This is a genomic window from Labrenzia sp. THAF82 (genome assembly GCF_009363435.1).
Classification (GTDB): Bacteria; Pseudomonadota; Alphaproteobacteria; order Rhizobiales; family Stappiaceae; genus Roseibium; species Roseibium porphyridii.
Genome location: NZ_CP045354.1, coordinates 567,929 through 593,968, shown reverse-complemented (window position 1 = coordinate 593,968; position 26,040 = coordinate 567,929). Strand labels below are relative to the sequence as shown.

General features: G+C 55.6%; 20 protein-coding genes, 2 tRNA genes and 9 pseudogenes. 18 read left to right on the top strand and 13 right to left on the bottom strand.

What is annotated here, in order from left to right; genetic code table 11:
- Positions 1-39: 39 nt before the first annotated feature.
- From FIV00_RS02860 to FIV00_RS02830, 8 genes are all read left to right on the top strand, one after another.
- On the top strand, positions 40-1,800 hold the full coding sequence (locus tag FIV00_RS02860) for an ATP-binding domain-containing protein (RefSeq protein WP_371419563.1): 1,761 nt from the start codon (positions 40-42) through the stop codon (positions 1,798-1,800).
- 11 nt (positions 1,801-1,811) lie between these two features.
- Entirely contained in the window at positions 1,812-2,243 is a 432-nt protein-coding gene (locus FIV00_RS02855; protein ID WP_152499397.1) for a hypothetical protein, read from the top strand.
- Positions 2,240-4,105, top strand: a complete 1,866-nt coding sequence (locus FIV00_RS02850; RefSeq protein WP_152499396.1) for a type IV secretory system conjugative DNA transfer family protein — start codon at positions 2,240-2,242, stop codon at positions 4,103-4,105. Before FIV00_RS02855 ends, FIV00_RS02850 begins: the two co-directional genes overlap by 4 nt.
- 258 nt (positions 4,106-4,363) lie before the next feature.
- Complete coding sequence (locus FIV00_RS29510; protein WP_173005851.1) at positions 4,364-4,525, top strand: hypothetical protein; 162 nt, start codon at positions 4,364-4,366, stop codon at positions 4,523-4,525.
- 10 nt (positions 4,526-4,535) lie between these two features.
- Positions 4,536-4,612: transfer RNA gene (locus FIV00_RS02845), tRNA-Arg, on the top strand.
- A gap of 67 nt (positions 4,613-4,679) precedes the next feature.
- On the top strand, positions 4,680-4,946 hold the full coding sequence (locus FIV00_RS02840; RefSeq protein WP_247649330.1) for a WGR domain-containing protein: 267 nt from the start codon (positions 4,680-4,682) through the stop codon (positions 4,944-4,946).
- A gap of 313 nt (positions 4,947-5,259) precedes the next feature.
- Positions 5,260-5,688: a MucR family transcriptional regulator gene (locus FIV00_RS02835; RefSeq protein ID WP_152499395.1), complete on the top strand. Its 429-nt coding sequence runs from the start codon at positions 5,260-5,262 to the stop codon at positions 5,686-5,688.
- A tRNA-Leu gene (locus tag FIV00_RS02830) sits at positions 5,679-5,764 on the top strand. Before FIV00_RS02835 ends, FIV00_RS02830 begins: the two co-directional genes overlap by 10 nt.
- A 364-nt stretch (positions 5,765-6,128) precedes the next feature.
- Here FIV00_RS02830 and FIV00_RS02825 read toward each other — a convergent pair.
- On the bottom strand, positions 6,129-7,172 hold the full coding sequence (locus FIV00_RS02825) for a pentapeptide repeat-containing protein (RefSeq protein ID WP_152499394.1): 1,044 nt from the start codon (positions 7,170-7,172) through the stop codon (positions 6,129-6,131).
- 997 nt (positions 7,173-8,169) lie between these two features.
- Positions 8,170-8,793: a protein-L-isoaspartate O-methyltransferase gene (locus FIV00_RS02820; protein ID WP_152499393.1), complete on the bottom strand. Its 624-nt coding sequence runs from the start codon at positions 8,791-8,793 to the stop codon at positions 8,170-8,172.
- A 761-nt stretch (positions 8,794-9,554) separates the two neighbouring features.
- On the opposite strand from FIV00_RS02820, the gene FIV00_RS30515 reads away from it, so the two are divergent.
- Complete coding sequence (locus FIV00_RS30515; RefSeq protein ID WP_152499392.1) at positions 9,555-10,082, top strand: GntR family transcriptional regulator; 528 nt, start codon at positions 9,555-9,557, stop codon at positions 10,080-10,082.
- Here the strand turns inward: FIV00_RS30515 and FIV00_RS02810 are convergent.
- The 3 genes and pseudogenes from FIV00_RS02810 to FIV00_RS02800 all read right to left on the bottom strand — a co-directional run bounded on the left by FIV00_RS02810 (position 9,964) and on the right by FIV00_RS02800 (position 12,262).
- Positions 9,964-10,731: pseudogene (locus tag FIV00_RS02810) on the bottom strand (IS6 family transposase). The gene FIV00_RS30515 and the pseudogene FIV00_RS02810 overlap by 119 nt on opposite strands.
- A gap of 74 nt (positions 10,732-10,805) precedes the next feature.
- Positions 10,806-11,756: pseudogene (gene mobQ, locus FIV00_RS02805) on the bottom strand (MobQ family relaxase); the annotation flags it as partial.
- Between the two features lie 311 nt (positions 11,757-12,067).
- Complete coding sequence (locus FIV00_RS02800) at positions 12,068-12,262, bottom strand: hypothetical protein (protein WP_152499391.1); 195 nt, start codon at positions 12,260-12,262, stop codon at positions 12,068-12,070.
- A 1,353-nt stretch (positions 12,263-13,615) separates the two neighbouring features.
- Between FIV00_RS02800 and FIV00_RS02795 the strand changes: the two genes are divergently transcribed.
- Entirely contained in the window at positions 13,616-14,104 is a 489-nt protein-coding gene (locus FIV00_RS02795) for a hypothetical protein (RefSeq protein ID WP_152499390.1), read from the top strand.
- 91 nt (positions 14,105-14,195) lie between these two features.
- On the opposite strand, the pseudogene FIV00_RS02790 reads toward FIV00_RS02795, so the two are convergent.
- Positions 14,196-14,315, bottom strand: a pseudogene (locus FIV00_RS02790) (IS630 family transposase); the annotation flags it as partial.
- A gap of 96 nt (positions 14,316-14,411) precedes the next feature.
- On the opposite strand from FIV00_RS02790, the gene FIV00_RS02785 reads away from it, so the two are divergent.
- The 4 genes from FIV00_RS02785 to FIV00_RS02770 all read left to right on the top strand — a co-directional run bounded on the left by FIV00_RS02785 (position 14,412) and on the right by FIV00_RS02770 (position 19,082).
- Positions 14,412-14,801, top strand: a complete 390-nt coding sequence (locus tag FIV00_RS02785) for a transposase (protein ID WP_152499389.1) — start codon at positions 14,412-14,414, stop codon at positions 14,799-14,801.
- A gap of 80 nt (positions 14,802-14,881) precedes the next feature.
- Complete coding sequence (locus tag FIV00_RS02780) at positions 14,882-15,193, top strand: transposase (RefSeq protein WP_152499388.1); 312 nt, start codon at positions 14,882-14,884, stop codon at positions 15,191-15,193.
- A gap of 441 nt (positions 15,194-15,634) precedes the next feature.
- Positions 15,635-16,933 (top strand): HlyD family efflux transporter periplasmic adaptor subunit, encoded by a 1,299-nt coding sequence (locus FIV00_RS02775; RefSeq protein WP_152499387.1) that lies wholly within the window; start codon positions 15,635-15,637, stop codon positions 16,931-16,933.
- Complete coding sequence (locus FIV00_RS02770) at positions 16,923-19,082, top strand: glycosyltransferase family 2 protein (RefSeq protein WP_173005850.1); 2,160 nt, start codon at positions 16,923-16,925, stop codon at positions 19,080-19,082. The genes FIV00_RS02775 and FIV00_RS02770 overlap by 11 nt, the downstream gene beginning before the upstream one ends.
- 147 nt (positions 19,083-19,229) lie before the next feature.
- On the opposite strand, the pseudogene FIV00_RS02765 reads toward FIV00_RS02770, so the two are convergent.
- A pseudogene (locus FIV00_RS02765) lies at positions 19,230-19,355 on the bottom strand (helix-turn-helix domain-containing protein); the annotation flags it as partial.
- Positions 19,356-19,358: 3 nt separating this feature from the next.
- Here FIV00_RS02765 and FIV00_RS30180 point away from each other — a divergent pair.
- Positions 19,359-19,789 (top strand): annotated as a pseudogene (locus tag FIV00_RS30180) (tyrosine-type recombinase/integrase); the annotation flags it as partial.
- Positions 19,790-20,028: 239 nt separating this feature from the next.
- Here FIV00_RS30180 and FIV00_RS02755 read toward each other — a convergent pair.
- The 3 genes and pseudogenes from FIV00_RS02755 to FIV00_RS30510 form a co-directional block, all read right to left on the bottom strand.
- A complete protein-coding gene (locus tag FIV00_RS02755; protein ID WP_152499385.1) occupies positions 20,029-20,313 on the bottom strand; it encodes a type II toxin-antitoxin system RelE/ParE family toxin in 285 nt (94 codons plus the stop codon).
- Entirely contained in the window at positions 20,313-20,483 is a 171-nt protein-coding gene (locus FIV00_RS02750) for a hypothetical protein (RefSeq protein ID WP_247649329.1), read from the bottom strand. The genes FIV00_RS02755 and FIV00_RS02750 overlap by 1 nt, the downstream gene beginning before the upstream one ends.
- A gap of 21 nt (positions 20,484-20,504) precedes the next feature.
- Positions 20,505-20,567: pseudogene (locus FIV00_RS30510) on the bottom strand (hypothetical protein); the annotation flags it as partial.
- A 291-nt stretch (positions 20,568-20,858) separates the two neighbouring features.
- Here FIV00_RS30510 and FIV00_RS30505 point away from each other — a divergent pair.
- Positions 20,859-20,921, top strand: a pseudogene (locus FIV00_RS30505) (hypothetical protein); the annotation flags it as partial.
- Between the two features lie 54 nt (positions 20,922-20,975).
- On the opposite strand, the pseudogene FIV00_RS30175 reads toward FIV00_RS30505, so the two are convergent.
- Positions 20,976-21,928: pseudogene (locus FIV00_RS30175) on the bottom strand (relaxase/mobilization nuclease domain-containing protein); the annotation flags it as partial.
- Positions 21,929-22,413: 485 nt separating this feature from the next.
- A pseudogene (locus tag FIV00_RS02735) lies at positions 22,414-23,386 on the bottom strand (replication initiator protein A); the annotation flags it as partial.
- A 415-nt stretch (positions 23,387-23,801) separates the two neighbouring features.
- On the opposite strand from FIV00_RS02735, the gene FIV00_RS02730 reads away from it, so the two are divergent.
- Positions 23,802-24,185 carry a VOC family protein gene (locus tag FIV00_RS02730; protein ID WP_152499381.1) on the top strand — a complete coding sequence of 128 codons (384 nt, stop codon included), beginning with the start codon at positions 23,802-23,804 and terminating at the stop codon, positions 24,183-24,185.
- Positions 24,186-24,201: 16 nt separating this feature from the next.
- On the opposite strand, the gene FIV00_RS02725 is transcribed toward FIV00_RS02730, so the two are convergent.
- Positions 24,202-25,164 carry a sugar kinase gene (locus FIV00_RS02725; protein WP_209006788.1) on the bottom strand — a complete coding sequence of 321 codons (963 nt, stop codon included), beginning with the start codon at positions 25,162-25,164 and terminating at the stop codon, positions 24,202-24,204.
- A gap of 96 nt (positions 25,165-25,260) precedes the next feature.
- Between FIV00_RS02725 and FIV00_RS02720 the strand changes: the two genes are divergently transcribed.
- A complete protein-coding gene (locus tag FIV00_RS02720; protein ID WP_152499379.1) occupies positions 25,261-26,022 on the top strand; it encodes an HpcH/HpaI aldolase/citrate lyase family protein in 762 nt (253 codons plus the stop codon).
- Positions 26,023-26,040: the final 18 nt, after the last annotated feature.

Sequence of the window (26,040 nt, the reverse complement as noted above, 5' to 3'; positions counted from 1 at the left end):
GCTCGCCATTGGGGCTGTCCCTGTATCCGCCGGCAGAAGGTGGACTGGCAGCGCCAGGTCTCTGTTGCCTTTGCCACCCAGAAGACCGGGGAGGCCCTGGCTGCCTACCGCGACAACGGCTCTGTTCATCTTGAACAGGGTGGCGAGGCTGCCCGCAGCGCTGTTGTTCGGGATTATCTGGCCGACATGGACGGCAACCCGCAGGCCAGCCGCGTGGTGCTGGCGCATCGCCGGGCGGATGTGAAGGCTTTGAATGAGGCGATCCGGTCCACGCTGCAAGAGTGGGGGGCACTGACAAAGGGCGCGGAGGCCGGCGAGGTCGTGGCTGAAACCAATGACGGCACGCGGTCCTTTGCGAGCGGAGACCGGATCGTCTTCCTTGAAAACAACCGCGAGCTCGGTGTCAAGAATGGAATGCTTGGCACGGTGGAACGCATCGAAACGTCCGGGGACAACCTTGCACCCCGGCTCGTCGCCCGGCTTGACGGCGAGAACGGCAGAAGCGTCCAGGTTGATCTGGACACCTACAAGGCCATCGACCATGGCTATGCGACCACGATCCACAAGAGCCAGGGGGCGACCGTGGACCGGGCCTTTGTGCTGGCCTCCAGCACCATGGACCGGCACCTGACCTATGTCGCCATGACCCGGCATCGCAAGGACGTTCAGCTCTATGCCGACGCAAGCGCGTTTGCCGGCCGTTCAGCCAGCCACGCTTCAGGTCAGTCGTCTGGGCACACTTCTGGGCGTCTGGTCGCTCATGGCGCTGCTCCGTTCGAGCACAAGCAAGGCAACGCCAAGAGCTACTTTGTCACCCTGGAAACGGCCCAGGGCGCGCAGCACACCACATGGGGTGTTGATCTGGAGCGGGCGCTTGGTGAGGCCAGGCCGAAGATTGGCGACATGATCGGGCTTCGGCGTGAGGGATCACAGAGCGTTCGTCTTCCCGACGGGCGCACGGTGGAGCGCAATGCCTGGGCCGTGCAGAGCGGCGAAGAGCTCGCATATGACAAGCTGGCAGAGCAGCTGTCGCGTTCGGGTGCAAAAGAAACCACCCTCGACTACACCGCCGCCTTTGCCGAGCGGCGCGGGATTGCCAGCACCCTTGGCATCAACAGCGAGATTGAGGTCAAGGGGCTTGAGGGCGGCTTGGCGGCTCGGCACGACAACGCGCCGGAAAAGCGCGTGTTCTCCATGGACAACGGCAGCATTGACGAACACTGGGGTGGGTCTGTGGAGGAAAACGACAGGAAAAAAGAAACAGGGCTCGACCGCGGGCTGGAAAAACCGATAGAGCAGACGTCTCCCCTTGTGGGCAGGCAACAAGCACCGACAGGGGCCGTTGCCGGTGGCCGGAGCCAGGAGACCCAAGGGCAAGATACGGCGCGAGCGGCTGGAAGCGACGACCAGTGGGCGGCGCCCTCTGACAAGTGGAAAGCCAAGGCGCAGGAATGGAGGGCAAAGGCGCAGGCATTGCGCGATCAGCGCCAGCACGAGGACGGCGAGCCCCAACTTTCCGCCCGTGACAGCATCAGGGACAGGCGGCTGGAGATCGAAAGTCGCAGCGACAACCAGGAACAAGCCATGTGGGCCATAGCTGAACGCGCAACACTGCACAAAACAGCACAGACAGGCCGGGAAAAAGAAATGCAATACAAACTTGAGGCAAAAGCCAGGATCTACCCACAGGTCTGGCAGCAAGTCAGCTCGCAATTGGCCGCTGGCGAACACACACAACACCTGGCACAGGCCGTGGACAAGTCCATCGCCGCCGCGCGCGACACTGACATCGAACGATAGGACCCCATCCGTTGAACAAGACCACCGACGACCTGTTCACCGTCATCGACGAACGCCTGACTCTGGCAGAAGAAACCATTGCCACAGCAATCAGGAATGCCGGCGCAGCCGGACAATCTCCCGCCAGTGTTGATGCTGCGCAACTCGACGCCCTGTCGAAGGAGACCCGGACCCTTTATGCAGACGTTGCCAACCTGGTGAAGCGACAAAACCGCAACGCAGTGGTTTATGCCGGAGCCTTGCTGAGCGCTGCCCTCGTGGGCGCAGCCATTGCCAGCCTTGCCTCAAGTGGTCTTGGCGAAGCACTTCTGGCGACGAACGACACCACGAACGGTTGGAAAGACTATATCTGGCAGCAGCACGGCCAGAACCTCCAGGCCTGTCATGAGCAGGCGCGCCAGCAAGGCCTGCCCATAGCCTGCCGGATCGAGGTTGCCCCATGAGGTCTCTTCTGGTCAAGGGACTGGCCGTTGTATCGCCCATTCTCGTCTACGCGGTCATGGCCGGGCTTGCTGCTCTGTTCTTGCCAGGCAACAACGGGGAATTGGTCAAGGGGCTGGTCTGTGTTGTGCTTCTGGGTGGGGCTGTTGCATTCCTAAGCGTCAACGGGGCTGCCCGGTTCATTGCGGGCGGCGCGGCGGTTCTGTGTTTTTGGAAGTCCGACGATATCATCGCCCTTTATTGGGCTTGGTACCAACCACACCTGGCCGCCATGCCTGACGGCAACGCGGTTCAACACCTGCGCTACCTCAATCAGGTCTTCGGCTTGTTGACAGAAGCAGACGTTCAGTTCCTGGTTCTTGGCTGCGCCAACGGCCTGGCTGGAATTGCCGCGCTCGCTGCAATTGCGCGGACAAGTCTCAATCCTGACAGCCGCAAGCAATCCAAAAGCGACCTGTTCGGCGATGCCCGCTGGATGAGAAGACGGATCATGGCAAAGCTGTCCAGGAAGGGCGGCATTATTTTGGGCCAGTTCGACAAGCCCCATGAGACCAGAACGACACGTTCGCCTCTTATGCAATTCCCGTTGCAGGCCCATGGCCTCACCTGTGCCCCGTCCCGCTCCGGCAAGGGGCTCGTGATCGCCGCCAATCTGCTCGCTCCAAACACCAGAAGCTGGCAAGGCCCGGTCGTTGTCATCGACCCAAAGGGTGAGGCCTATATGATCGCAGCACGCCGCCGCCGTGAGCTCGGCCGGCGTGTTGTCCTGTTGGACCCCTTTGCCGTTGTGAAGGAAAAAGCTGACGCGCACAAAGACCTCGACATGGCCGGTGCCGACAGCTGGGACTTCAATCCTCTCGACTTCGTACGCCAGGACGAGCGGATGATCGCCGATATCAACGTCATCCTGGACGCGCTCGTTGTTCCGGCAAAAGACGCCAATGCGTCCGGCGCGCACTTTGCCGATGGTGCGCGGCGCGTGATCGCAAGCTCAATCTGCTGGATCATCGCCACCGTTCCACAGCCTCAACGCAATCTGATGGCTGTCAGAGACCTGCTCAATCAGGAATGGGCCGTTCTGGGGCCCCAGCTGGAGAAGATGGCTGCAAGCGATGCAGCCTTTGGTTTGGCAGCAGACGGGGCCAGGCTGCTGCTCTCGGTCGGGGAAAAGGAGCGCGGCTCCTTCCTGTCCACCGTTACCAACGCCCTCGCTTTCCTGCAATATCGGCAGATCCAGCACCATATGAGCAAATCCGGGTTCTCGCTCGACGGCCTATCCACCAATGACCTTGACCTGTTCATTGTCGTGCCGTCCGAATTGCTGGAAAAAGTCCGCATGTACCTGCGTCTGTGGGTCACCCTGCCAATGGCCCAGGTCAGCCGTCAGACACCCGAAAAACGCGTCCTGCTCATGCTCGACGAAATGCCCGCCATTGGCCGACTGACACCTGTCCTTCAGGCCTACAGAATGGCCGCAGGCAAAGGGCTGTCCGTGTGGGGCTTCACACAGACCTTCGCCGGCCTCATCGACGAATACGGACGCGAAGCCTTTGAGGATATCCGCGACAACGCCGACTTCGTGCAATTCTTTGAAATCCCGCCAACCGCAAAAAGGTTCAGCGAGGAAGTCTTCGACCTAATCGGCCAGGCCACGTTCAAGGCCGAAACGGAAAACTCGGAGCGCCTCATTCAAAGGCCCCTCGTCACACCGGAAGACCTCAGAAACATGGACTATCGCAAACAGATCGTTCTGGCCCGCACCAGAAACGTCGAAAAAGCCCCCATGCACCTGTGGCAACCGCGCTATTTCCTCAGGCCAGACTGCAAAAAACACGCAGACCCAAACCCCTACATCATCGCGTAGACAAATAGTTTGCAAATTGAAACAAAGGCATGTCTCGGTGAGGCCCCCCGCGTTGCCATCGAGTGCTCCAAAAAAGAGCGCCCGCTCACGAGGAACGGGCGCTCAATATCGGGACCAAAGGACAGCAGCAAGACGTCTTGGGAGGAACCTTCGGCTCGAACGAGCCTCGCCTCGCTGCTGATCTTTAGATAGCCCATCAAAACACCACACACCTGTGACGCGCGACACCTTGAAAGCCTGCCTGCTTTCGGCCAGCGAATGACGGCATTGTCAACGCCAAGGCTTCAAGCCTGGAAGGTTTTGAGCTATGCCTGTCCCCTGGAGCGGCTTGGCTGGCCCCCCGGCCTCTTCGATCCCCAGATTGTGGACAGGATTTGTATCTTCATCGCCGCAAGGGTGCAGATCCTGTTCATGATCTGACGCAAAACATGGCCCCGTAGCTCAGCTGGAGAGAGCACTCACCTTCTAAGCGAATGGCCACAGGCTCGAATCCTGTTGGGGTCGCCAGCTTCGTGAACTGGCGTCTTGGTCCAGGTGAACGATGTGCGCAAGCGCCCGGGCGTGGAGGGCTATCGTGGGCACACGGATGTTGCAAACCTATCTGGAAAAACTCGATCCCCCGAACAATGCCGCCCGGTTCTACCGGATGGCGGTTCTGCCGAACCTGTTTGGGGAATGGACACTCTACCGGGAATGGGGCCGCATCGGTCAGGGTGGGCAGGTCCGGCTGGACTGCTACGAACACGAAAGCCAGGCGGTCGCAGCGCTGATGGCCCTGGAGGCTTCCAAACGTGCACGTGGATATTGGGCCGAGCCTCAACAGAGGACTATGTTTGACTGACCGACAGAGGTCAGAATTGAAAACAGGCAGGGACAGCTATAGTTCTCCGTCTGCTGGCATGATGTCAGCCGAAGACCTGGTATTCAGGCATACCCACTCAACATGTGTTTGAACATCAGGTGCGGTCGAAGTCGAAGCATTCGCATTGCCCGCTATAACTTCGATCGCAGACAGGTCGGCAGTGTCAAACGGCACTGTCGACCATTCTTGTATGCATTACTGAATAACGCAATTCAGAATGGTGGCTGTGCCGCTCTTGAGAAGAGGAATGTTGCCAGCTCTCCTCACCCGTTTGAACACATGCAGGAACCTTATGAACGACATCAACGCCGAAACCAGCCTCATCGATTGCACCGCTGACATTGTGGCGGCCTATGTCAGCAACAACACAGTCAACACGTCGGACCTGACAGGTCTGATCAGCTCCGTTCACGAGGCTCTTCGCAAGAACAGTGACGGGACCTTGGACGAAGCGCCCCAGGAACCGGCGGTGCCCATCAACAAATCGGTCCATTCGGACTACATTATCTGTCTGGAAGACGGCAAAAGGTTCAAATCCCTCAAGCGCCATCTGAAGGCCTATTATGGCATGACCCCGGAAGACTACCGGGCCAAGTGGGATCTTAAAGAAAGCTACCCGATGGTGGCACCAAACTATGCGGCTTTGCGCGCTGAGCTCGCAAAGAAATCGGGCTTGGGGACAAAATACGGGCGCTCAAAAGGCGCTAAAACGCGGACATGAGGGAACTGGTAGACATACCGGACTTAAAATCCGGAAGCCTTGAGCTGTGCGGGTTCGAGTCCCGCTGTCCGCACCAAATCTGACGCTGACCTCTGAGTGCAGACGGTTGCCGTTACCGTACCCATTCCGGCGAAAAGAATTTCGGGGAGGCGAGAGCAATCCGCGCGTGAAGAGGTGCCGCCTAAAAAAACGCCCGCTCACGAGGAACGGGCGCTCAAAGTTTAATCCAAGATGGAGCAGCAGCAAGACGGTCTTGGGAGGAAACTTTCGGCTCAATCGAGCCTCGCCTCGCTGCTGGTCTTTAGATAGCCCATCGAAACGCCAGAGCCCTGTGACGTGCGGCACCCAGAAAGCCGGGGCCAGAAGAAACCATCAGTCAATTAACAAAGTCATAGTGACTACATACATCTGGCCCTTGCTCTTTGAAGGGGAGATCGAAATCACATCATTGGAGATGTGTTTTTGTCATTAGCACCAGCTGATTCTTCGACCTCTGAATAAGAGTGGTCGCTTGTCACAGCAGAATTTTCGGGTTGCACAAGGCTATCACTATCCCCTGACTGACGCGTGCCAAAGCTCATTTTGTCATCGCTTTGACGTTTCGCTTTAGGCTCAAATTCATATTCGCCCCTCTTACGTTTGGGCTGTGCTCCTGGAACATAGTCCGGGTCCAGAAGTGCTTTGAGATAATCTTCATCATCGGGTTTCATAATTGCGCCATCAAAGGCATTTTTGAAATTGCCAAAGACGTGGACATTGCCAATTTTAGCTCCTTCCATATTAAACCCTCTCATGTAACCATCACCGAGTTGGGTGCCATCAAAGTTTGCATCACGTGCGTCGGCATTCTCAAGGTCTGCCTCGCGGAACGTGGCCTCGGAAAGAGTGGAGCGCTGCATTTTTGCTTTGGTAAAATCAGAGTTGCGGAAATCGCTACCAGACAGATCCGCATCGTTCATTTTTGCCTCAATGAACGTAGCGGTAATGGCTATCACATTTTTAAAGCTTGAACGCTCCAAGAGGGCACCGTCAAACATCGCGTTTGTCAAATCACTGCCATCGAAGATGGCCCCTTTACAGCTGGCTCCCTTCAAGGTGGCCCCTTTACAGCTGGCTCCCTTCAAGGTGGCCCCTTGGAAACTTGCCCCTTCCAAGCGAGCGCCATCAAACATTGCATCTGTTAGATCGCAATTATCGAAGATGGCTCCTCTAAGATCTTTCCCTCTGAAATCCGCTCCTTGAAGGTCTTGTCCGCTAAAGTCCTTAGTTTTCATATAGATTTTGCTAAGCAAAGAGACTTTATTGAATTGAGGCGTATTGCCGTTTGAAGCTTTAATATGTTCGATCACTTTTGGCGCACCGCCGCCGTTCGGACGAATCTTCGCGGCCTTTTCAACCGTCTTGGTCAAATTTGACCTGTTTTTTTTGATTTGATCAATAAAATGCTGAACACCGAATTCGGCACCTGTGGATTTTACTTCCATGTCAATATTACCATCCTGTTATGATACCACACCAGTACAAACAAACAGAGGCTGGCCGTGTGCTATTTGGCGCTCGGTTCGATGAGAACCTTTGACTTGCTCGGAGTATTGTATGCTTCCGGTCTGGAAGTCTTTATCAGTACTATTTATGATTGTTTCTTTTTTCAAAGCAACTTAACGGAAGAAGTGGCGTCGCATGCTGAGGGAGGAAAGCGTCCAATGCCGCCGGTAAAGCGCGCGTCGGTTTCGACGCGCGCTGCCGAAATGCCCAGAAATTTAGGCCGTCGCAGCAGTGCTGCAATAATGCGGCTGTGACCGCAGTCACACGCGGACAGCATCGCATGACCCACATTAGGTCAAGTGGCGCTTGCAGAAAGTGAATGCGACGCCAAAGGAACAGATCCGATGCAAGACCGTCTGAAGGCTCTATGGCTGACGGTTTCATGTCCGCAAAAAGGTGCAATTCGATGACTGATCAAGCGATCTCAACTCAGTGCCACACCACGTCCCACAGTAAGACCTTCCCCATGCCCATGGCCCCTGGGATCCGGCAGCTGAAAGCATTTTTCTCAAATCATCGCAAACAGCAGATCTACCGCGATTTGTTGTGCGAACCCGATAGCCGCCGGGCAGACATTGGCCTGTCCCGCGAAGAGATTGTTGCTGCACTGAGATCGGTCGGCGGAAATGTTCCCCTACGAAAACCGCAGGCAGGGGTGCTTCAGCCCTGCGCTTGGAGCTGAGCGCTCCTTTGCAGGCTACTATCTGTGCGGAACCGGAAACAATCAGTCCGATAACAAACGCTGAGTGACTACATGCATCTGGCCCTCGCTCTCTGAGCGGGGAAATCACGTCTTCGAACACGCGGATGGCACCGTGTTGCAGCAGGTGGTGGTTCACTCAGACTGAGCGATGACTTCGTAGGTTGCTCTATCTTCATTCATGTGAAGTTTGAGCTGAACGCCAGCGCGCAGCTCTCCGGCCGCTCGAAGCTGCTTCAAGTCAGCCTCGATATCGGGGTGTCGTGCGCCAAGGCACGGGTAGAACCTGCAAGTGCCAATAATCTCTCCGACAAAACCATTCGGCGACTGTCTGAACAGAACCATCGCACCACAACCTTCATCGTCCGTGATAGAAGGATGCGTCCATCGGGTTTTAGCGATGATTGCCAATGCGGCAATGGATGGGTTGCGCCGGCAAAAGCTACGATCAGGTCAAACTGGTCTTTTTCGATCTCAAAACCCGAGGTGGCATCCTGATTAAGAACGGAAACATTGTGACAGTCGGCCAACGCTTTGCTCGCCAGCACGCAAAGGTGTGGCTCGATTTCAGTCGCCACAACAGAACCTTTGTTCCCCACCAATTCCGACAAGATGGCCGTATAATAGCCAGACCCAGCCCCTACTTGCAGAACACGTTCACCGTTCAATGGGTTGGCAGACCAGAGAAACTTCGCCCACATTGACGGCAGACCAATGGCAATGCCGCGCTGCTCATCAAGCATTACAAGCACATCACGGTAAAGCTGATCTGGATTGCTGTCGTTGGTTCGCAATAAGACACCCTGGTGCGGATCAGTCAGTTGCCAGGGGCCCTTACCGACGAAACGCTCCCGTTGCACCTTCGAAAAGGCCCTAAAATCCGTTCTTCGGCAGGTGTGGCGGGTAGTCCGGAAGCCTTTCTTACATCTACAGCAAAACGACGCCTGACAGGCTCTGAGACAACCGACATTGATGGTCCTTTTTCTAAATCAAGAGAAGCAGACAAAAAGCCATAGCCTACGGCCTTTAAAGGCTCCAAGTGGCAAACAAAACCTACCGATTAAAGTCGGAGCTGCCGGAAACACGCTGACGGTAAGTGGACGGCAAAGGCATGAATATGGCGAAGGGAATGGACCCCAATAGGGCCGAGGCTCGGCAAGCCTGCGACCGCACCTACCCTATTGCAGTTGCTACCCCGACCACTCAGGTGGGGCTGATCAGCGGATTGAGGTCATCTTCTACACCTATGGAAACAACTGTCGTTCAGATTCCATTTCCATTAAAGGACTAGGCCATGAAGACTGAAAGGTCTTGCTTTCGGCTCCCTTGCCTGAAACAAAAACGATTAATGCCAAGAAGGTCATAGCTAAGAAGAAAGACGTTATAATTAATAACGATATTCGAATCATAAGTATGTTGCCATTTTTCACTTTGAGGCTTCCATAAGCCCAAACAGTTCTCAGAAGAACAAACACGCCTGAAAATTTCTCTTTAGACTGACGACGCAACCAAAAGAGAGCCTCTCCTTAATTCAAATAATCGAATGTTGTGTACTATTTAGTACTCAAAAAAGCAGGGATTTGACTGACACACTTCGATTTGTCGAAAGCGAGGTCTCCTGATGCGTTTATCAAGCGATACGCTGGTTGTAACTGAACTCAGAAGGCGCCTCTTTATGGGCGAACTTCGTTCTGGATCCGCAGTAAATATTTCTGACGTTGCTGACGATCTCGGTGTGAGCAATGCACCCGTAAGAGACGCGCTGATAAAGCTTTCAGAAAGAGGGCTAATTGATCGAGTGAACGGGCGGGGATTTTTTGTTGCAACCACACCAGATTATGAAGCCTCGGAACTTCTAGATATTCTCCATCAGATTATGGTGTTTTCCATCGAGAGGAGCCGTCCTTCACCGGAGGTTCAGCGGTGGCGACGAGGTTACCCAGCCGAAGACAATGATCCCGATAGATTAAATGCGGCCCTATTGCAAACATTGCGTCCCGACAGATCTCGACCTTTCCCGGCACTCCAGTTCAAGCTTCGGCATCTTGAAGATGGTTTTCAAGCATGGTCATCGCTTCGGCCAGAGCACAGGGACCGATGCCGAACGCTCGTTCGACGATGCGAGCCTCGCCGACAATGTCATTTGTGAAGTTGAAGATGCTGGCCTGCCCCTTGCGCAGGGCACGCATCACTTCAAATCCTTTGATGGTCGCATAGGCAGACTTTAGGGTTTTGAACCCGTGCACCGGCCGGATCAGCTGCTTCAGCTTGCCGTGATCGGCTTCAACGACGTTGTTTAGATATTTGACCTGGCGGTGCTCAGTGTCTTGTGGGCATTTGCCCTCCGCTTTCAGCTCGGAAATGGCCACGCCGTAGGTGGGAGCCTTATCGGTATTGATCGCATGGGGCTTCTCCCAGTCTTTCAGTCCCCTTAAGGTTTTGCCCAGGAACCGCTTCGCCGCCTTGGTGTTTCGGGTGGCCGAGAGATAGAAATCGATGGTGTTGCCGAACTTGTCCACCGCCCGGTAGAGATAGGTCCATTTTCCGCGGACCTTGATGTAGGTCTCATCGACCCGCCAACTCCCCGAAACTGGCCGGCGCCATTGCCAGCGCAACCGTTTTTCCATTTCAGGTGCATAGGTCTGCACCCACCGGTAGATCGTGGAATGATCGACCCGAACACCGCGCTCGGCCATCATCTGTTCAAGATCCCGCTAACTGACCCCGTAACGGCAATACCAGCGAACAGCCCACAACACGACTTCGCCCGTGAAATGACGGCCCTTAAACGCATTCATAAAATCACCAAAACAAAGTTGAAAGCTGCCTCATCGAAAAATCAGTCGACTTTTGCAACAGAGCCCTCCGGGCTGACCTCGCCGGTCAGGGGATCAACCTGCTCGCCCTGAAGCATGACCAGCGCCGGGGAGGCCATGACCGCAGCAAAGGCATTCTGGAACAGGCGCACATCGCTTGAGATGTAGCGATGCAGCGCGCGGGCAATATCATGCCGCCCAAAAACACTCTTCTCGCCGCTGACCAGGGTCAAAAGATCCTCAGGATGCTCAAGAATATGCTCGCCATTGAGCTTGGCCGAGGCATCATCCATGGCGACCTGATCAACCGGCAGGCCCTGGCGCTGCATCTGGGTGGCCTGCACCCCGACATGCTCGGTCGGAATGATTTCCAGCCCGCGCTCCACATGGGAGCGATGGTCGATCCGGATGTCATGGCCCTCACGGGCGAGCTGGGCATTGGCAATGGTTTCCCAGGACTGGCGCAAATCCCGAAGCTGGATCTGGGACAACGGCAATCCGTTGGCCAACAGCCATTTGTTCTCGCGCTCAAAAACCGTCTTCTCACCCAGGCCAGTGTCCTCAAGCACCCGGGTGGTCATCATCACATGGGCATGGACGTTGCGAATGTCGCCGGCCACATGCGGGGCGTGAATGGCAAAATCAACGGCCGTGCCATAGCGCTCGCACAGCTCTGCGGCAAACACGCGAACCGCCTCGATGCGCCCTTCAGGGGAAAGCTCATGGGGAAGGGCCAGTTCAAACTCGCGGGCGACACGGGCAGCCTTGCGCTTTTCGGCTAACTCGGCGGCATTCCACAAAGCCGAGCGATCGCGGGCCTAGTCTGCCGATGATCCTTCGGAAAGAACGATCTCGGCGTGCTCGATGCCCTGCTTCTTGGTGAAGTCATGAAGGAGGCCATCGCGCTGATTGAGCAGGCATGCGCCGGCGCGGTAGGCACTTGCGGCGACAGCACTGCGTCCGGACGATCGGGAGATGGGCTTGATGGAGCAATGATAGATTGCCAGGGGGATATCCTTCCGTCTGGTGTGTCTATCAAGCAATGAGTTGTCTCACAACTCGAGAGTGCGCCCTTGTCAAATTTTTCCAGGCAAAAATTCTCCGTCGGTCTGGCGCCCGCGGCAGGCCGAAGCCATAACACACCAAACGCCGTTTGGAAGATCCGCCGGAGCGGACAGGAAAAACGACAAAACAAAAAAGGAGCCGAAGAAACCTCGATGGGCGCGCAGCGCCATACAGCCTTGAAGGCAGCCGTTTCTAAAGAAATTAGCTGAATCCCGAGCTGTTCAGAGGCCGAAGGTCATGCGCGATGCCGATATCAGAGGCCAAACGAAGGGGCTGTCACCTCTCGTCCGGCAACGGCGTTCAAGGTCGTTTCGTCTGTGAATGCTTCAAATACGGCTGTGTAGGTGTTCACAGCGCCAGCCTGTGGGAAAACGGCAGCAAACAGACGTTTTGCGCGGGTATATATTTGAGTGTGTTTGATCGAGGCGGCGATCTCATAAAATCTCATATAAGTTCATACGGGATCTGATAGTATCATACGGAACAATGGAATTTCACATAGGATCATACAATCTCTTATAAAATCATACAGGATTACGTCTGAAGGGGGTGGCGAGCAGCAATCTGGTGCATGCCCTTGGAGAACAGCGCCTTTTGAGCCGGGATCATATGAGATCATAAAATCTCAAGGTGAGTCACAAAAAATCACAAAAGATCATATGGGATCATACAAGATCACATGCGTGCCCATTCGGGCAGCGCAGAGCGCTCGCTCTCTTGAGAGACGCGGAACACCCGCACAAAACCTTCGTTTTGCGATCTTTCGCGTCTCGTTCTGCTATCGGCTCTTGTCGACTGTTATCGTCTGCTAACGACTGCTATCGGCTGATGAACGGGCCGAACATGTTTCAACTCAAAGAGTTCCAGAGGAGCGCGCACCGCGCCATACCCCGGCCGAGGACCATGTTCCAAGCCGGTGTCTGCTATCGGCTGCCAAAATCTGCTCACGGCTCTTGTCAGCTGCCATCCAATGCAATCGGCTCCTATCCGCTCTTGTCGGCTGCTAACGCATGGTATCGGCTGCTATCGCCCGCTAACGGTTGACATTGCCTGCAATCGGCTGGTGTTGCCTGCTATCGGCTCTTGGAATTGGACAGGCGCTCAGTCCTCGAAAATCGGCGGGACGTCGAGTGCAAGGCGCCTCTGGCCTCAGCCCCAAGGCGTCAAAGCCAACTCAGGGCCTGCGTCCTGCCGGCAGAAGCACGGGGGGCAGAGGTTTACCGGGCAATCCCCTGACAAGACACAACAATTTGGTCGGAAAACAAAAAAGGGGCTTCGCGAGCGCAACTTTGGCTGATACAACCAAAAAACTCGCTTTCGGGGCGAGTGGCCAAAGTTTGGAACCTGAGGACCACCCACCCCTAACGAGTAACCAACCGTAGCTTGGTACCCGCATGGCGTGTCTATAGCACACCATATCCAAGTTCCGGGAGTGCTGTCTTCACAGGGCCCCACACTTACCCACCCCTTGTGAACAAAGACAGTCAGCTCTCTGGCCGCCTGACCATCCACAGCAAGGGCAGCCACATCATCCCGTGCTACCCTTGCAAACGGTGGCCAGAGAGCGCTCTCAACAAAACGAGAGCAAAGACGGCTCCAGCAGGGTGCCCAAAGACCCGGTGCTGAAGGCTCTTCAAAACACTCCCAGACACCCAATACGGTAACAACGGCAACACTTGATTTGCTGGAGCTGGTCTCACCTGCGCCAGAGCGCGACGTGTTGCGAAGCTGTGTCAAATGGCACAGGTCAACGCCAGAGTGCCGCGCTAATCAGACAGAGAAGTAAAGTCAGGAGGAGAAATTGTTCAAGAAATCTCTAGCCACTGTTGCGATGAGTGTCATGCTCGCGGCGTGTAATTCGGATCTTCCAAATGCAACTGAAGAGCAACTGCTCAAGCTGTTTGGTGATCGTGAAGAGATGGGGATCACGTTAATCAGTTCTCACATGATTGAGTGCCTTGATCTCATCTCAGATGACGCAGTGCGCTTTTATGTGGACTTTTCCGACGAAACAACGAGCGATTTCACGACCACTTGCTACAAGTGGCTGCACGAACGCATCGAGCAAGCGGACCAAAACCCGATGGGTTATACAATGGCACATCTGGAGGACCCTGAACTGGGCCTGCTGCTAAAGCAGTTGCGCGAGAAACAGGACAAATTGATTACCGAACTCCGGGAGCAGGAACGCGCCGAGATAGCGGAGAGACGGCGGGCCGAGAACGAGGAACGTGACCGGCACAACATTGAGGAGCTGGAACAGGCAAAGGCTGAAACTACTCCTGACTAGCCAAATCAGGAGTGAAAAGGATGCAATTCGATGACTGATCAAGCGATCTCAACACAGTGCTCAAAGGGCTTCAGTCTAGAGCACATCCAGATTAATCCGGTTCATATCCGGCGGCTTTGAAGTAGTTTGCGCATTCGTCTGGCTTGAAGACATCCATCAAATCACCGACTACGTCCCAAAGCGCGGGTATTGTTCGCTCAGCTTTGGCCCTGGCCGTGTGGACGGATTGACTCAGGTATCGGTTTTGGGATTCTGAATTTGATTTTAAAGTGATTCATAGGTTGCCGACGTGATTTGGAGGTCGGCGATGTGTACCAAGATGACAGACCGGGATTTCGAACTGGCACTGGAGGTTTTCCAGGCTTGCTTGCCACGGGTTGGCGCGCAGGCAAAGAATGACCGACTGTTTTTGGAGGCGCTGCACTATTTTACGCTTCACAACATCTCCTGGCGCGCTTTGCCCGAGCGGTTCGGCAACTGGAACAGCGTCTGGAAACGCTTCGACCGCCTTGGCAAGGCAGGTATGTTCGAGGACTATTTTTCCATTCTGGCCGGGCTTGATGAAGGCGCGCATCTGATCGCCATGTTCGACAGCACCGTCATTCGCGCCCATGTTTCTGCGGCAGGCGCCAAAGGGGGCAGGAAGGTCAAGCGCTCGGGCGTTCGCGCGGCGGGTTCGGCACCAAAATCCATCTGAAAACGGATCGGAACGGCCTGCCGCTTGGCTTTGAGCTGACCGGTGGCGAAGCCTCTGACAGCTAGCAGTTTACGGAACTCGTGGAAACCGGCCTCGACATCAAACATCGGGCCATCGTTGCCGACAAGGGCTATGGCAGCAACGCCAATCGCGAAGTTACGCGAAAGGCCGGGGCTGTCCCGGTCATTCCATACAAATCAAACCGGCGCGACATTCCGAGGCACTTCGCCAAAGCGCTCTACCGGGGCCGCGCACGCATCGAACAAATGATGGGGAAGCTCAAACGCTTTAAACGCGTCGCCCTGCGTTGCGAGAAAACCGCCAGAAACTTCCGCTCCATCGTCGCAATCGCCGCGACCTTCATCTTGATCAAATCCGTCCACACGGCCTAGAGAAATGCCAAGATCCGTCCGGTTTGTTCATCGGCCGAAACGTGCAAGATCCAACCTACCCCAAAACGGACAGGCTTTCGGAGTGTCGCGCGTCACAGGCCCAAGCGCACCGAACATGCATAGATAATGGTCATAAGAAGCTCAAAAAAAACACGCTAATTTTTGCCCGTTCGCTGCGTTAGTATTCCAAGACTGCTTTGGCAGTTTCATGCTGTCGATGTCCGCAAGAAAGGATGTTTGCCAACTACTGTGGTGGTGAAACTTATTAAAATAGAAATTCAGCCTCTCTACGCTACAAGCGTAGACATCCAATGCTGTCTGGATTTGGTTAGGTTGGCAGAATTTTTACTAAAATGAAGTTGGCAACCGCCACCTAGTGGTCAACAATCAACGCAGCATTTCGATAATCCATTGAATTTATTTTCAGGCCCGGATCCAACCATGAAACTGAGGCGAGCGGCGCGGATTGCAGCAGGCGTTGCCTGTCTTGGTGCCGCGTTCATGATTTTTGCACCACACGCAACGAGTTATATTTCACGATCTGCAGTGGTCAACGCCCCCATCATTTCTATCAAAAGCCCCTTTGACGGCGCTCTGATGTCCGACGCGCTCACGCCCGCAACGCCAGTGCTGCCGGCCACTGCGATTGTAGAACTTCAGGCATCGCGCTCCAGCCGGACCGAGCTTGCGCGGCTGGAAGCTAGGATCGGCATCCTGGCTCGCGAGGAAGTTTCCATCAGCACTGAAATTGCCGCCCTTACGCAGTTGGATCAGCAACTTCTGGTAAGAATGGAACAAGTGCAAACGCTTGCACGGCAAGTGCTGCAGACGCAACTGAGCGGTTTGCGGGGGGAGCTGGCGGCAGCGCGCGAACACCAAGACCGGCGGGCGCGAGATGCTCAAAGGTTTGAGCGGCTTTACGCTAGCGGGTCGGTGCCGCAGACAAAGGCTGAGACAGCGGCGTCGTTGGCGGTCGAGGCGAACGGTGAGGTGATCCGGCTGGCCGCAGCGGTCGAAGAGACGGTGCGGACCATGGCCGGGGTCAAGGTTGGTATCTTGCCGGGACTGGGAACTGAGGATGGCAGCTATGCCCGGCAACGCCGGGATGAGGTTGCAATCCGTCTGGCTGATCTCAAGGGCCGGAAGGCCCGTGTTAGCGCACAGCGCACCGGTTTGCTTCACGAAGCCGAGGCCTTGCGCGAGGAGGTGGAACGGCTTGACTTGTTTGCCCCGCAATTGCCCTCTGGCGCCGTAGTCTGGTCCGCAACCCCTGCCAAGGGCGCAATGATCGCAGCGGGAGACGAAGTCCTGCAGCTTCTCGATTGCTCCCGCAGGTTCGTCGAGGTATTTGTGCATGAAACAGCGTTTGATGCGATCCGCCCCGGGGACACAGCGCAGGTGCGGCTGCGCGGCTCGGATGAGACCTTCCCCGCAGCTGTCGAGGCGTTGCGCGGCGCTGGCGCCAAGCGCGCTACCGGGCTGCTCGCGGCTGAGCCGGAAAACCTCACAGAGGGCAGCTTGCATATCATGCTGCGCCTTGACCCGGCAAATGTTGCAAAAGCAGGAGTAGCACAAAATTTTTGCGATGTCGGGCGCACTGCCGAAGTGCGCTTTGACCGCAGATTGGGCAACAAGCTGACGGTCGCCGGCCATTGGGTTCAGGACCTGCTTCGCGGTATATCACCTTCGCTTGCCGCGTCGCCCGCTCTCGATGAGGAGGGCCAGACGGATGCAGGCTGAATCCCTCGTTCCCCTGCTGCTGATCACCGCGGCAATTCTGCTGTTCGGCAACAGATGTCAGAATAACGCTTGGGCAGAGCGGCTGGTGGTAGCGGGCTTGACGGTGGTGATCCTGCGCTACCTCAACTGGCGGCTGGTTGAAACGGTGCTGCCGGTCGGTATTTTCAGCGTGACCGGCCTGTTTATCTGGACCGTCTTCATCATCGAGATCTTGGTCTGGCTCGACACCGCGTTGCTTTATGCCTACATGTTGCGCCGCACCAACCGCACTCCGGAGGCGGACAAGCACGAAACGCGGCTGCGCGGCACTACCCCGTTAGACTTGCCCGAGGTAGACATCTTCATCGCCACCTACAACGAACCCGCGGAAGTGTTGGAGAAGACAATTTTTGGTGCAATGGAGCTGGACTGGCCGCAGGCAAAGCTCAATGTCTGGGTGCTAGATGACGGTCGGCGCGGCTGGCTGCAGCGCATGAGTAAACGTCTGGGCGTCGGCTATCTGACACGTGCAGACAATGCCCACGCAAAGGCAGGCAATATCAATGCCGCGGTTCCGCTCACCTCCGCTCCTTTTTTCCTTGTTCTTGACGCGGATTTTATCCCGCAGCGCGATTTCCTCTACCGGGCAATGGGATTTTTCGAGGACCCGAAAATCGGGATCGTGCAGATTCCCCATAACTTTTTCAATCCCGATCCGATGCAGGCTTCGCTGAACTTGAGCAAGGTTATGCCCGATGATCAGCGGTTTTTCTTCGAGACGATTATGCCGGGGCGAGACGGGTATGATTGCGCCTTCTGCTGCGGGTCCAACGGCATCGTTCGGCGCAGCGCACTGGAGGAGATCGGCAACAAGCTGCCCTGCAGCTCGATCACCGAAGACATGCTCCTGACGCTCGCCCTCAAACGGAAAGGCTACATAACGCGCTATCTGGATGAGCGTCTGGCATTTGGCCTGGCCCCAGAGAACATCAATGCCTTCTTCATTCAGCGAGCACGGTGGGCGCGCGGCGCCATCCAGATCATGTTTCTTCGCGAAGGTCCGTTTGGCGGTCCTGGGTTGAAATGGTATGAACGCCTATTCTTCCTGCCGCTTCATTGGATTACGCAGTCATTTGGCGCCACCTTTGCAATGGTGACGCCAGTCATATTCCTGCTCACGGGAATGCCGCCGCTGGTCAATGCGTCAACGGACACGGTAATGTCTTTCCAGCTTCCTGCGGTTGTCGCAGCCATTGCCGCTGTCCGGCATTTCGCGCCGGGAAAATACCATCCGCTGGCAAGGATGGCGCTCAACGTTCTGCAAGCGTTCCGCTTGCTGCCCGTGGTGGCTGTCACGCTGCTGAAACCCCACGGCCATGCGTTCAAGGTCACCCCCAAAGGTAGCGAAGGGACCGAAATACAAGACACAGCAACAGTTGCCATCTGCCTTATGCTTTGCGGCCTAATGACTGCCGGCTTAGTCATAAACTCTAGCTTCAACCTTCAGATCGTCGCTTCCAGCCACCTGATGTCAGTCGTTGCCCTCTGGTTGGCGGTCAACATGGTCGTTCTGCTGCTGGTGGCAAAAATAGCCATCACGCCGCAGAGTTTGCGCAGCGAAGTTCGGTTCGAACTGAATGAGCCTGTAGTCTTGCGTACAGAAGGAGGCGAGCAGGTTGTAGGCAAATGCCATGACATATCGCTGAACGGTATACAGGTAGAGGTACATGCGTGCTGCTCTTGTCTACCTGAGCCTGGTGGCTGGATCGGTGTAGATGTCGCACAGGTTGGCGTAGTGCCGGCACTGCTTCAACGTGTGTTCGAAGGAGAAGGTGGCAGCCTTCGCGCAGGGCTGTCCTTTGTCTTGCCCGCGGCGGAGGAACTGGCAGAGCCTTTGGAAGAAACGAGCCCGGAGTGCACTGCGGAGGCTGAAGACGTCGCGCAGCTACGGCGGCGTTTGATCCTCAAACTGTTTACCAAGGACCGGGTGCGCAAGTTCGATGGCCAGGATGATTGGAGGATAGGGGTCAGCATGCTAAAAAGTATTGTGGCCTCAGAAAAAGTCGCCAATTCGGATAAAAATGTCAGTCAGGATGCCGCCCACCCAGTCGTGCCTGATTGGTTGGCAGAGATGGTCGCGAGTTTTCGGACTAGTTTTCCGCCGGGCTAATACCAATCGTCATAATTCAAAACCCGTGCGCCCAATTGCGCAACCGCTTGCTCCTTGTACTCAGGTGTGAACCGCCGTCTTGTTTGCTTGGTCATCAGTATCTCCGTGCTAAAGGTTTACGTCCGGATTCACGGTAAAAGGTCATTTTCAGAGACGTACAGGAACAGGACAATCGAAGGCTAAAGAAATTCCCCACACCCTGAACCGCCCTCGCCCAGTCAACTCCCTCAGATTGAGCTCTTCGACAAGCCGGAGCGCTGCTTGCGGTGCGACCCCGAAAGCGGCCTTTTGGCCTGCGCGTCCATTCGTCTCGGCCGCACCAAGACAGAAGATTCTTCAGGTGACGACAATCATGTGATCATCATCGGCCGGCCGGTAGACGCTCTCAAAACCTGGCTAGAAGCTGCCGACATCACCGAAGGCTCTGTTTTTCGCGCGATCGATCAATGGGGAAATTTGAAGGCCCGGGCGCTCTCGCCGCAATCGGTCAACGCCGTGCTTAAGGCAAGGATCGAGAGGCCGGCTTCGATCCAAAAGATTTCTCTGTGCACGGCTTGCGCTCCGGGTTCCGGACCGAGGCAGCTCAACGAGGCATTCCCATTCAGGACGCCATGCAGCAATCACGGCATCGCTCCGTTGCCCAGGCCTCAAGCTGTTACAACGCGGCCAGCCGCAACCGTCGCCGATCAGCAAGAATCCTTGAATAAGCCCCGTCATATGGCAATGAGCACGGTGGTGGAAATTTGGTTTGTTGCCGCCCTCTCCAAAACAGCATCGAAATGTGTCCGCCAGTTGGGGTTAACAACCAGGAAGCGGAGAGAGCGGCAGGAAGAAGACTAATCTGAGTGGACTTGAAAGTACATGTGTCAAACAAAGGCATTCAGTGGCGATGCTGTCTTTCTTTCCGGTGTGCTCGCCACCCATGCGACCGGAATTGCCCCCGTGCCTATCGATCTTCAAGTGCATGCCGCACGCGAAGGATAATAACTTGCTTCTCGGAAATGCGGTAACGAACGATGTACCCGCTTGAACCAAATCTGACGGGCAACTCACGGATTTCATCTTCGACATCCCAAGGACGCCCTTTGTCGAGGAAACGGTCGAGAGAACCAGCGGCTTCAATTAGCGTGTCAACTGCCCGAACTGCTGCACTTGGGCTGTGCCGCTCGATAAACGCATGGAGTCGCTTCAGATCCTTCAGCGCATCGGGCACCCAATGGACATTTGCCATCAGTCAAACTTGGTACCGCTAGTACGAAGATTTGCCGCCCACTCGGCAACTTTATCATGACCAATCGCTTCACCGGTGATTTCGTACTTTTTCCAGCGGTCCAACACGAGCCGGCGTTCCTTCTCCAGCGCTTCCTCTTCATCCAAAAATCGCTCGATCGCGAGTTTCATCAAATAATGAGGTGTCCTGTCTCTTGCTTTGCTCAAAGTGTCGAGCCGCTTTTTGATGTCCTCATTCAGTCGAACGTTTGTCATGATCATTCCTGAGATCTCGTTTGATTGCATTGTGTCACAAAGTGTAGCAGCCAGCAATAGCACTTGGGAAAATCATAGTTCCTACCCGTACTACTACACCAACCCGTGGAACGACTTGTGGAGGCGGACCTTGCCCGGGCCTGCCCTATCGATCATGGCGCGAAAGTATCCACCCGGGCATGTAATCTGCTCCGGATCCCTCAACGCCTTCTCGGCAACAACAACGAGGCAGGCCGCCGCCAGATATTGTCCCTGACACTCGACGGCGTGGGCGTGATGATGTAGACGCCCGTGACGCTTCAGGTGATCCGGGATTGGGTCTTGCGTTTCAACGCGGAAGGTCCAGCTGGTCTGATCGACCGTACAGCACCGGGCAGGCAGTCGAAGTTGAACAACGAGCAGCGCAAGGCGCATACCCAAGTCGCGCAGCCTGCTCTCCATTTCAAGAGCAATCACCCATTCTCCGGAACTGGTCTTGGTGGCCAGCCCCAGCTTTTCCAGATACCGCAAGCGGCCGATTATCAGTCTGCGGATTGCGCGATCTGACTTGTCGCTCGTTGCAGGGCGCAGATCGATGGCACCGACATCATCCGTGGCAATGCGGATTTCACGATCGAGGCTCGTCCACCGCTCCGCCGAGATGTCTTTTTCGAGTTTGCCGCGGATGTCCTGTTCAGATTTTGGACCAAGTTCGAGCGACACAAGTTCCTCGCCGCGTGACCGCAGTCCCTGGCTAATGTAGTCTCGCGAGATTACCAGATCAGCACCGGTCTCATCGACACCGCGCACAATGAGATGGATATGCGGATTGTCTGTGTTCCAATGATCGACCGCGATCCAGTCGAGCTTGGTTTCAAGATCAGTTTCTATTTGGCCGGCAAGATCGCGGGTAAACGCTTTGAGATCTTCCAGGTCGGCCGCCTCTTCTGGCGACACGATGAAGCGGAAGTGATGCCGGTCATCTTCGCACCTGGCCGCAAACGCGCGATCATCTACCCGATCCGACGTGGTATCAAAGAGGACGCCGCGATTTCCGTCCCGGGTCACGCCGTCCCGTTTTAGTTAGCCGATATGCGCGCTGAGGGGGCGGACCGATGACTACTGCTTCGATGACGCACAATCCGGGCTTTGACGACAACACGCCTCGTGGAGCTGAACAGCCGGTCACGGGCGTAACGCGTCCGGCCTTGCCCGAAGTTTGATCGACTGAAGGAAGTCCCATGGCCTTTTCTGCCTGACGGGAACCCGGATTTCTGGGCGGCCCACAGGACCTGGTTGATGAAGCTTTTTACACGTGGCGCAGGAGTGTTTCGAATACGCCCGGGACGCACGTGGATGTCATCTTCCTTGCCACCTTTCATAGGCTCTTCCTATTTTCGAACTTTGACGCAGTGCCGCAAACAGCATTGAATTCCCTGATCAAACAACAGATGGCGGCACGCGATCCGACCGACTGGCACGCCGGAACAAAAGTCATTGCAATGACTTGCGAGACCTGCGGCGTGCACCTTTTATCTTGCCATCCCTCATCTGCAGCACTTCTCCCCTGACCAATCCTTCGCTTATGCCCGCTGCTCTTTCTTAAGAGTGCGCACCTTCAATTCCGCACCGACCGCATCATTCGACCTAAAGAGGCGTCAGTCGTGCCGTGATTGCTCTGACCGGCAGGGGGCCAAAATATCGGCTGTCGAGGCTGTCTGGTCTTGCAGCATTTAAGAAAGACCTCACCGGGACCGAGCACCTGGCACCCTTTCCGACCCGTTTCCCGTCTCTTCCCCAAGCACCGGCAAGGTTCAGAGCCAGGGTTTTTTCCCAACACCCCCTTTCTGGTTTAGGAAAGCGACAATCATTGCTCGTCGTCCAAAGCTGAGCTGGGCGACTGGCTAGGGTTAGCTCTGTCGGCATCAGAGGAGCGGGAATTCCAGACCTTTCGGGAGCCGCTTCTGGAGCGCAATGCCCCACCGTCGGTCGTGTTGTCCCTAGTGCCAGTTTCCAAAAAAACGTTAGAGTCTTTGTTAGACTCTAAGTTAAGGGCGCGATTAGGTGTTTCGGATCTGTGACTTAAGCCCTGTTTGGGTTCCCGATAGCACGATAGTCCGGTTCCTGATGGCACGATAGTTCGGGTTCCCGATAGCACGAACGGTTCCACAGTAGTCCACAGGCTCGGGAGGGCTCGAAGGAAAGCAGTGTTCGACCGCTCGCTTCCGCCTCCAAAAACAAGATGTATCCGGGAAGCGGTTGGCGTCGGATCATCTCCCTTATCTCAAAGGCAAACCGTTTGAACGGCGCGAGGGACCCGGACTTTCGATAAAGATGCCGGAGCTCAAACAGCCATCCGGACGGCTGGCTGCCGCCATGCTTGCGGACGATCCGGTATAACCAGCGTTCCAGCCCCCCGGTCAATCAAAAATAGGCCCGGTCGATGGTCAGAATCAGTGCATTGTCGAGGACCGCCCGATAGAGCCAGTCCGGGAGGATCAGTTCAATTCCGCTAGGTCTCCCGGTTTCACTTATCTGCTCCCGCCACTCATTGATCCAGGAAAAGCGGTGACGCCGTCCTTTGACCGGGTGGCGGATTGATGTGCAGACAGTGGTGGATTGCAGCCGGTCGAGCCCGGCTTTCAAACGCTGATAATCGCGCGCGGAGGTGCCACGACCAATGAAGGTGAGGATTTCATAAGGGGTCGCCGTCATCAGGCGCGAGGTGCGCAGCCCCTTGTCATGGGCTTCCACAAGCTGGCTCGACGCCCACTCAGAACATCCGCATCCCAAATGGTCGCTATCCCGTGTCGAGGCACAGCTTCAACGCGGATCGAGACAGATTAGACAAAAATTCTGGCCAGTTTAGCAGCCAAATTCGTTTACCGACAAAAGAGCAAGCATTTTGTCGCTTAAAAAAGCACGAATGTCGGTAATGTCAAGGCACAAAGAAAACTGAAACGGTTTTTGAAACGGTTCCGGCGAAACGATGGATCTGAAAGTTCGGTTATGCCAAATACGCCTCGAACCCAATAACACACTGAATTAAATAGCTAAGACTAGGTAAAAAAGTGACCCATAGGACTTACGGATATTGCCTCGAACTTGGGTTCTTGAATTCCTAATCTGAGGGTCACAGGTTCGAATCCTGTCGGGGTCACCATTTTTCAGAAGTCCATTTCTTCATTGTGTTTGCCACAGTCTGGCAACATGGCTTGAGAACGCAAACCTCGCCCAAATCCCGGATATCAAAAAATGCTCTCTGGCGTCTGTATTGGAACCAACGACATCGAAGCCGCCGGCACCTTTTACGACAAGGTGCTGGCAACGTTGGGCATGCGGCGTGTGCTGGATGAGCCGCATGAACTGGGCTACGCAGGCAGCGATGGCCGGACCACAGTTTTCGTTGTTCTCCCCTTTAACGAGCAGCCTGCGACCTTTGGCAATGGCACACAGATCATGTTTTATGCGCCGGATGCCGACGGCGTAGACGCGTTCCACGCAACTGCACTCGAGAGCGGGGGCACGGACGAGGGTGCGCCGGGACCACGCCACTATCACCCAGACTATTACGGAGCCTATGTCCGAGATCTTGACGGAAACAAGCTCAACGTATCCGTCGATCTTGCGGGTAAGTGAAGATTGCCGAGGTTAATCAAACGGCAGTTTTTAGAACTGTGGTCCGGTCCGGAATAGCTTCAATCGCGCCATAACCGCTCACTGTCCCGGCTGCGACGATCGCAGCCCGTCTTGCGGCTTCCGTTTCATTTCCTGTTTCCAGAAGATACGCCAGAAAAGCACCGGCAAAACTGTCGCCCGCCCCTGTGGAATCGACGGCATCCGCTTGCGGTGCCCTGATCTCAAACTGGTCCACTGATGTTGCCAGGACGGCCCCCTGGCGGCCACGCTTGAGAAGAACATATCTTGCGCCGTGACGCTGAAAATGCGCGATTTGCGCCTTAGGATCGCAAGTGCCCAGGAGAGTGTTCGCCTCATCATCTGACGGCAGCACTATGTCGGCCAAGGGCAAAAACGCTGCAATGGTCTGCCGGGCTGTGTCGAGCGACCATAGATTCAGGCGCAGATTCAAATCAAACGACACAAGCGTTTCACTGTCCTTTGCCAGCTTTGCCGCCTGAAGCACGGCCCGTCGCATTTCCGGGCTAATGGCAAGGCTAACGGCCGAAACATGGAGAATTCTCGCGTTTGCGATGGCGCCCTGGGGCAAGTCGGAAACAGAATAGTGGCTCGCAGCCGAACCGCGCCTTGCATAGAAGAACCGCCGCCCCTCCGGATGAGGATGGATAAAATTGACGCCGGTTGGATCTTCAGGCCGCACAAGGATGTTGGACCTGTCTATGCCTTCGTGGTCACAGAGCGCCAGGATGTCTTCGCCGAACGGATCACTGCCGACTGCGGAAAGATATCCGGTGGCCCCTCCCTGGCGTGCTGCTGCCACGAGAGCATTGAGTGTGTCACCTCCAACACTTTGCCGATAGGCAGGCCGCCCGTCAATTTGGTCTGCCAGTCGAACCATCTCGATCAAAGGCTCTCCAAGGGCAAGTATCTGTGCAGTGGTCATGCCCGGATTAAAGAACCTCGTCTCAAGATTGTCCATGGATCGACGCCCAGACATGTCTGGCCAGATGACAAAATATGGGCTTAACTTCAGACAGTTTGTCACTTTTTCTCATGCGCAACAGGTTGAATTGAAATGAAAAATCCGAAAAACCTTTTCAAGGCCGCATTGCGTGCAAAGAAACACCAGCTAGGCATCTGGAATACGATTGGCGGTAATGCCGTCCCCGAACTTCTTGGAGGCGCGGGATTTGACTGGATCCTGATCGATTGCGAGCATTCTCCGGTTGAAGCACTGGATGTTCTGCCCGCCCTCCAGGCAATCGCAGGCGACCCGACCACAAGCGCCGTTGTCCGCCCTGCCGCCAACGATCCAGTCCTCTTCAAAAGGCTGCTCGATTTCGGCGCACAGACGCTTATGGTCCCTTATGTGCAAACTGCGGAAGAGGCGGCGGCAGCCGTCAGTGCAATGCGTTACGCACCGCGCGGTATTCGCGGCATGGCCGGCATGACGCGTGCTACCCGCTATGGCAAGGTGGATGATTACTACAACATCGCGGAAGAAGAACTCTGCCTGATCGTCCAACTCGAAACCCAAACCGCATTGGACAATCTGGAAGCGATTGCCAAGACCGACGGTGTTGATGCCGTCTTCATTGGCCCTGCTGACCTGAGTGCCAGTATGGGCATCCCTGGTCAGATGAACCACCCCGACGTTCAATCCGCAATCAAAGAAGCGTTTGAGCGCCTCAAGGCAATGGGCGTTCCCTACGGTATCTTGACGCTCGATCCCGATGCAGCCGGAAGCTACATGTCGCAAGGCACCGCGTTCACAGCAGTCGGCGTCGATCTCGCACTGCTTGCAGACGCTGTCGCGACGCTCAAGGCACGGTTTTGAGGTGCATCCTGCAATTGG

Bases quoted from the DNA above. Each gene is read 5' to 3' on its own strand.
- FIV00_RS02850 (WP_152499396.1), top strand. From the start codon at position 2,240: ATGAGGTCTCTTCTGGTCAAGGGACTGGCCGTTGTATCGCCCATTCTC.
- FIV00_RS29510 (WP_173005851.1), top strand. From the start codon at position 4,364: ATGACGGCATTGTCAACGCCAAGGCTTCAAGCCTGGAAGGTTTTGAGC.
- FIV00_RS02835 (WP_152499395.1), top strand. From the start codon at position 5,260: ATGAACGACATCAACGCCGAAACCAGCCTCATCGATTGCACCGCTGAC.
- FIV00_RS02825 (WP_152499394.1), bottom strand. From the start codon at position 7,172: ATGGAAGTAAAATCCACAGGTGCCGAATTCGGTGTTCAGCATTTTATT.
- FIV00_RS30515 (WP_152499392.1), top strand. From the start codon at position 9,555: ATGCGTTTATCAAGCGATACGCTGGTTGTAACTGAACTCAGAAGGCGC.
- FIV00_RS02800 (WP_152499391.1), bottom strand. From the start codon at position 12,262: ATGAGATTTTATGAGATCGCCGCCTCGATCAAACACACTCAAATATAT.
- FIV00_RS02785 (WP_152499389.1), top strand. From the start codon at position 14,412: ATGTGTACCAAGATGACAGACCGGGATTTCGAACTGGCACTGGAGGTT.
- FIV00_RS02775 (WP_152499387.1), top strand. From the start codon at position 15,635: ATGAAACTGAGGCGAGCGGCGCGGATTGCAGCAGGCGTTGCCTGTCTT.
- FIV00_RS02770 (WP_173005850.1), top strand. From the start codon at position 16,923: ATGCAGGCTGAATCCCTCGTTCCCCTGCTGCTGATCACCGCGGCAATT.
- FIV00_RS02755 (WP_152499385.1), bottom strand. From the start codon at position 20,313: ATGGCAAATGTCCATTGGGTGCCCGATGCGCTGAAGGATCTGAAGCGA.
- FIV00_RS02750 (WP_247649329.1), bottom strand. From the start codon at position 20,483: ATGAAACTCGCGATCGAGCGATTTTTGGATGAAGAGGAAGCGCTGGAG.
- FIV00_RS02730 (WP_152499381.1), top strand. From the start codon at position 23,802: ATGCTCTCTGGCGTCTGTATTGGAACCAACGACATCGAAGCCGCCGGC.
- FIV00_RS02725 (WP_209006788.1), bottom strand. From the start codon at position 25,164: ATGGACAATCTTGAGACGAGGTTCTTTAATCCGGGCATGACCACTGCA.
- FIV00_RS02720 (WP_152499379.1), top strand. From the start codon at position 25,261: ATGAAAAATCCGAAAAACCTTTTCAAGGCCGCATTGCGTGCAAAGAAA.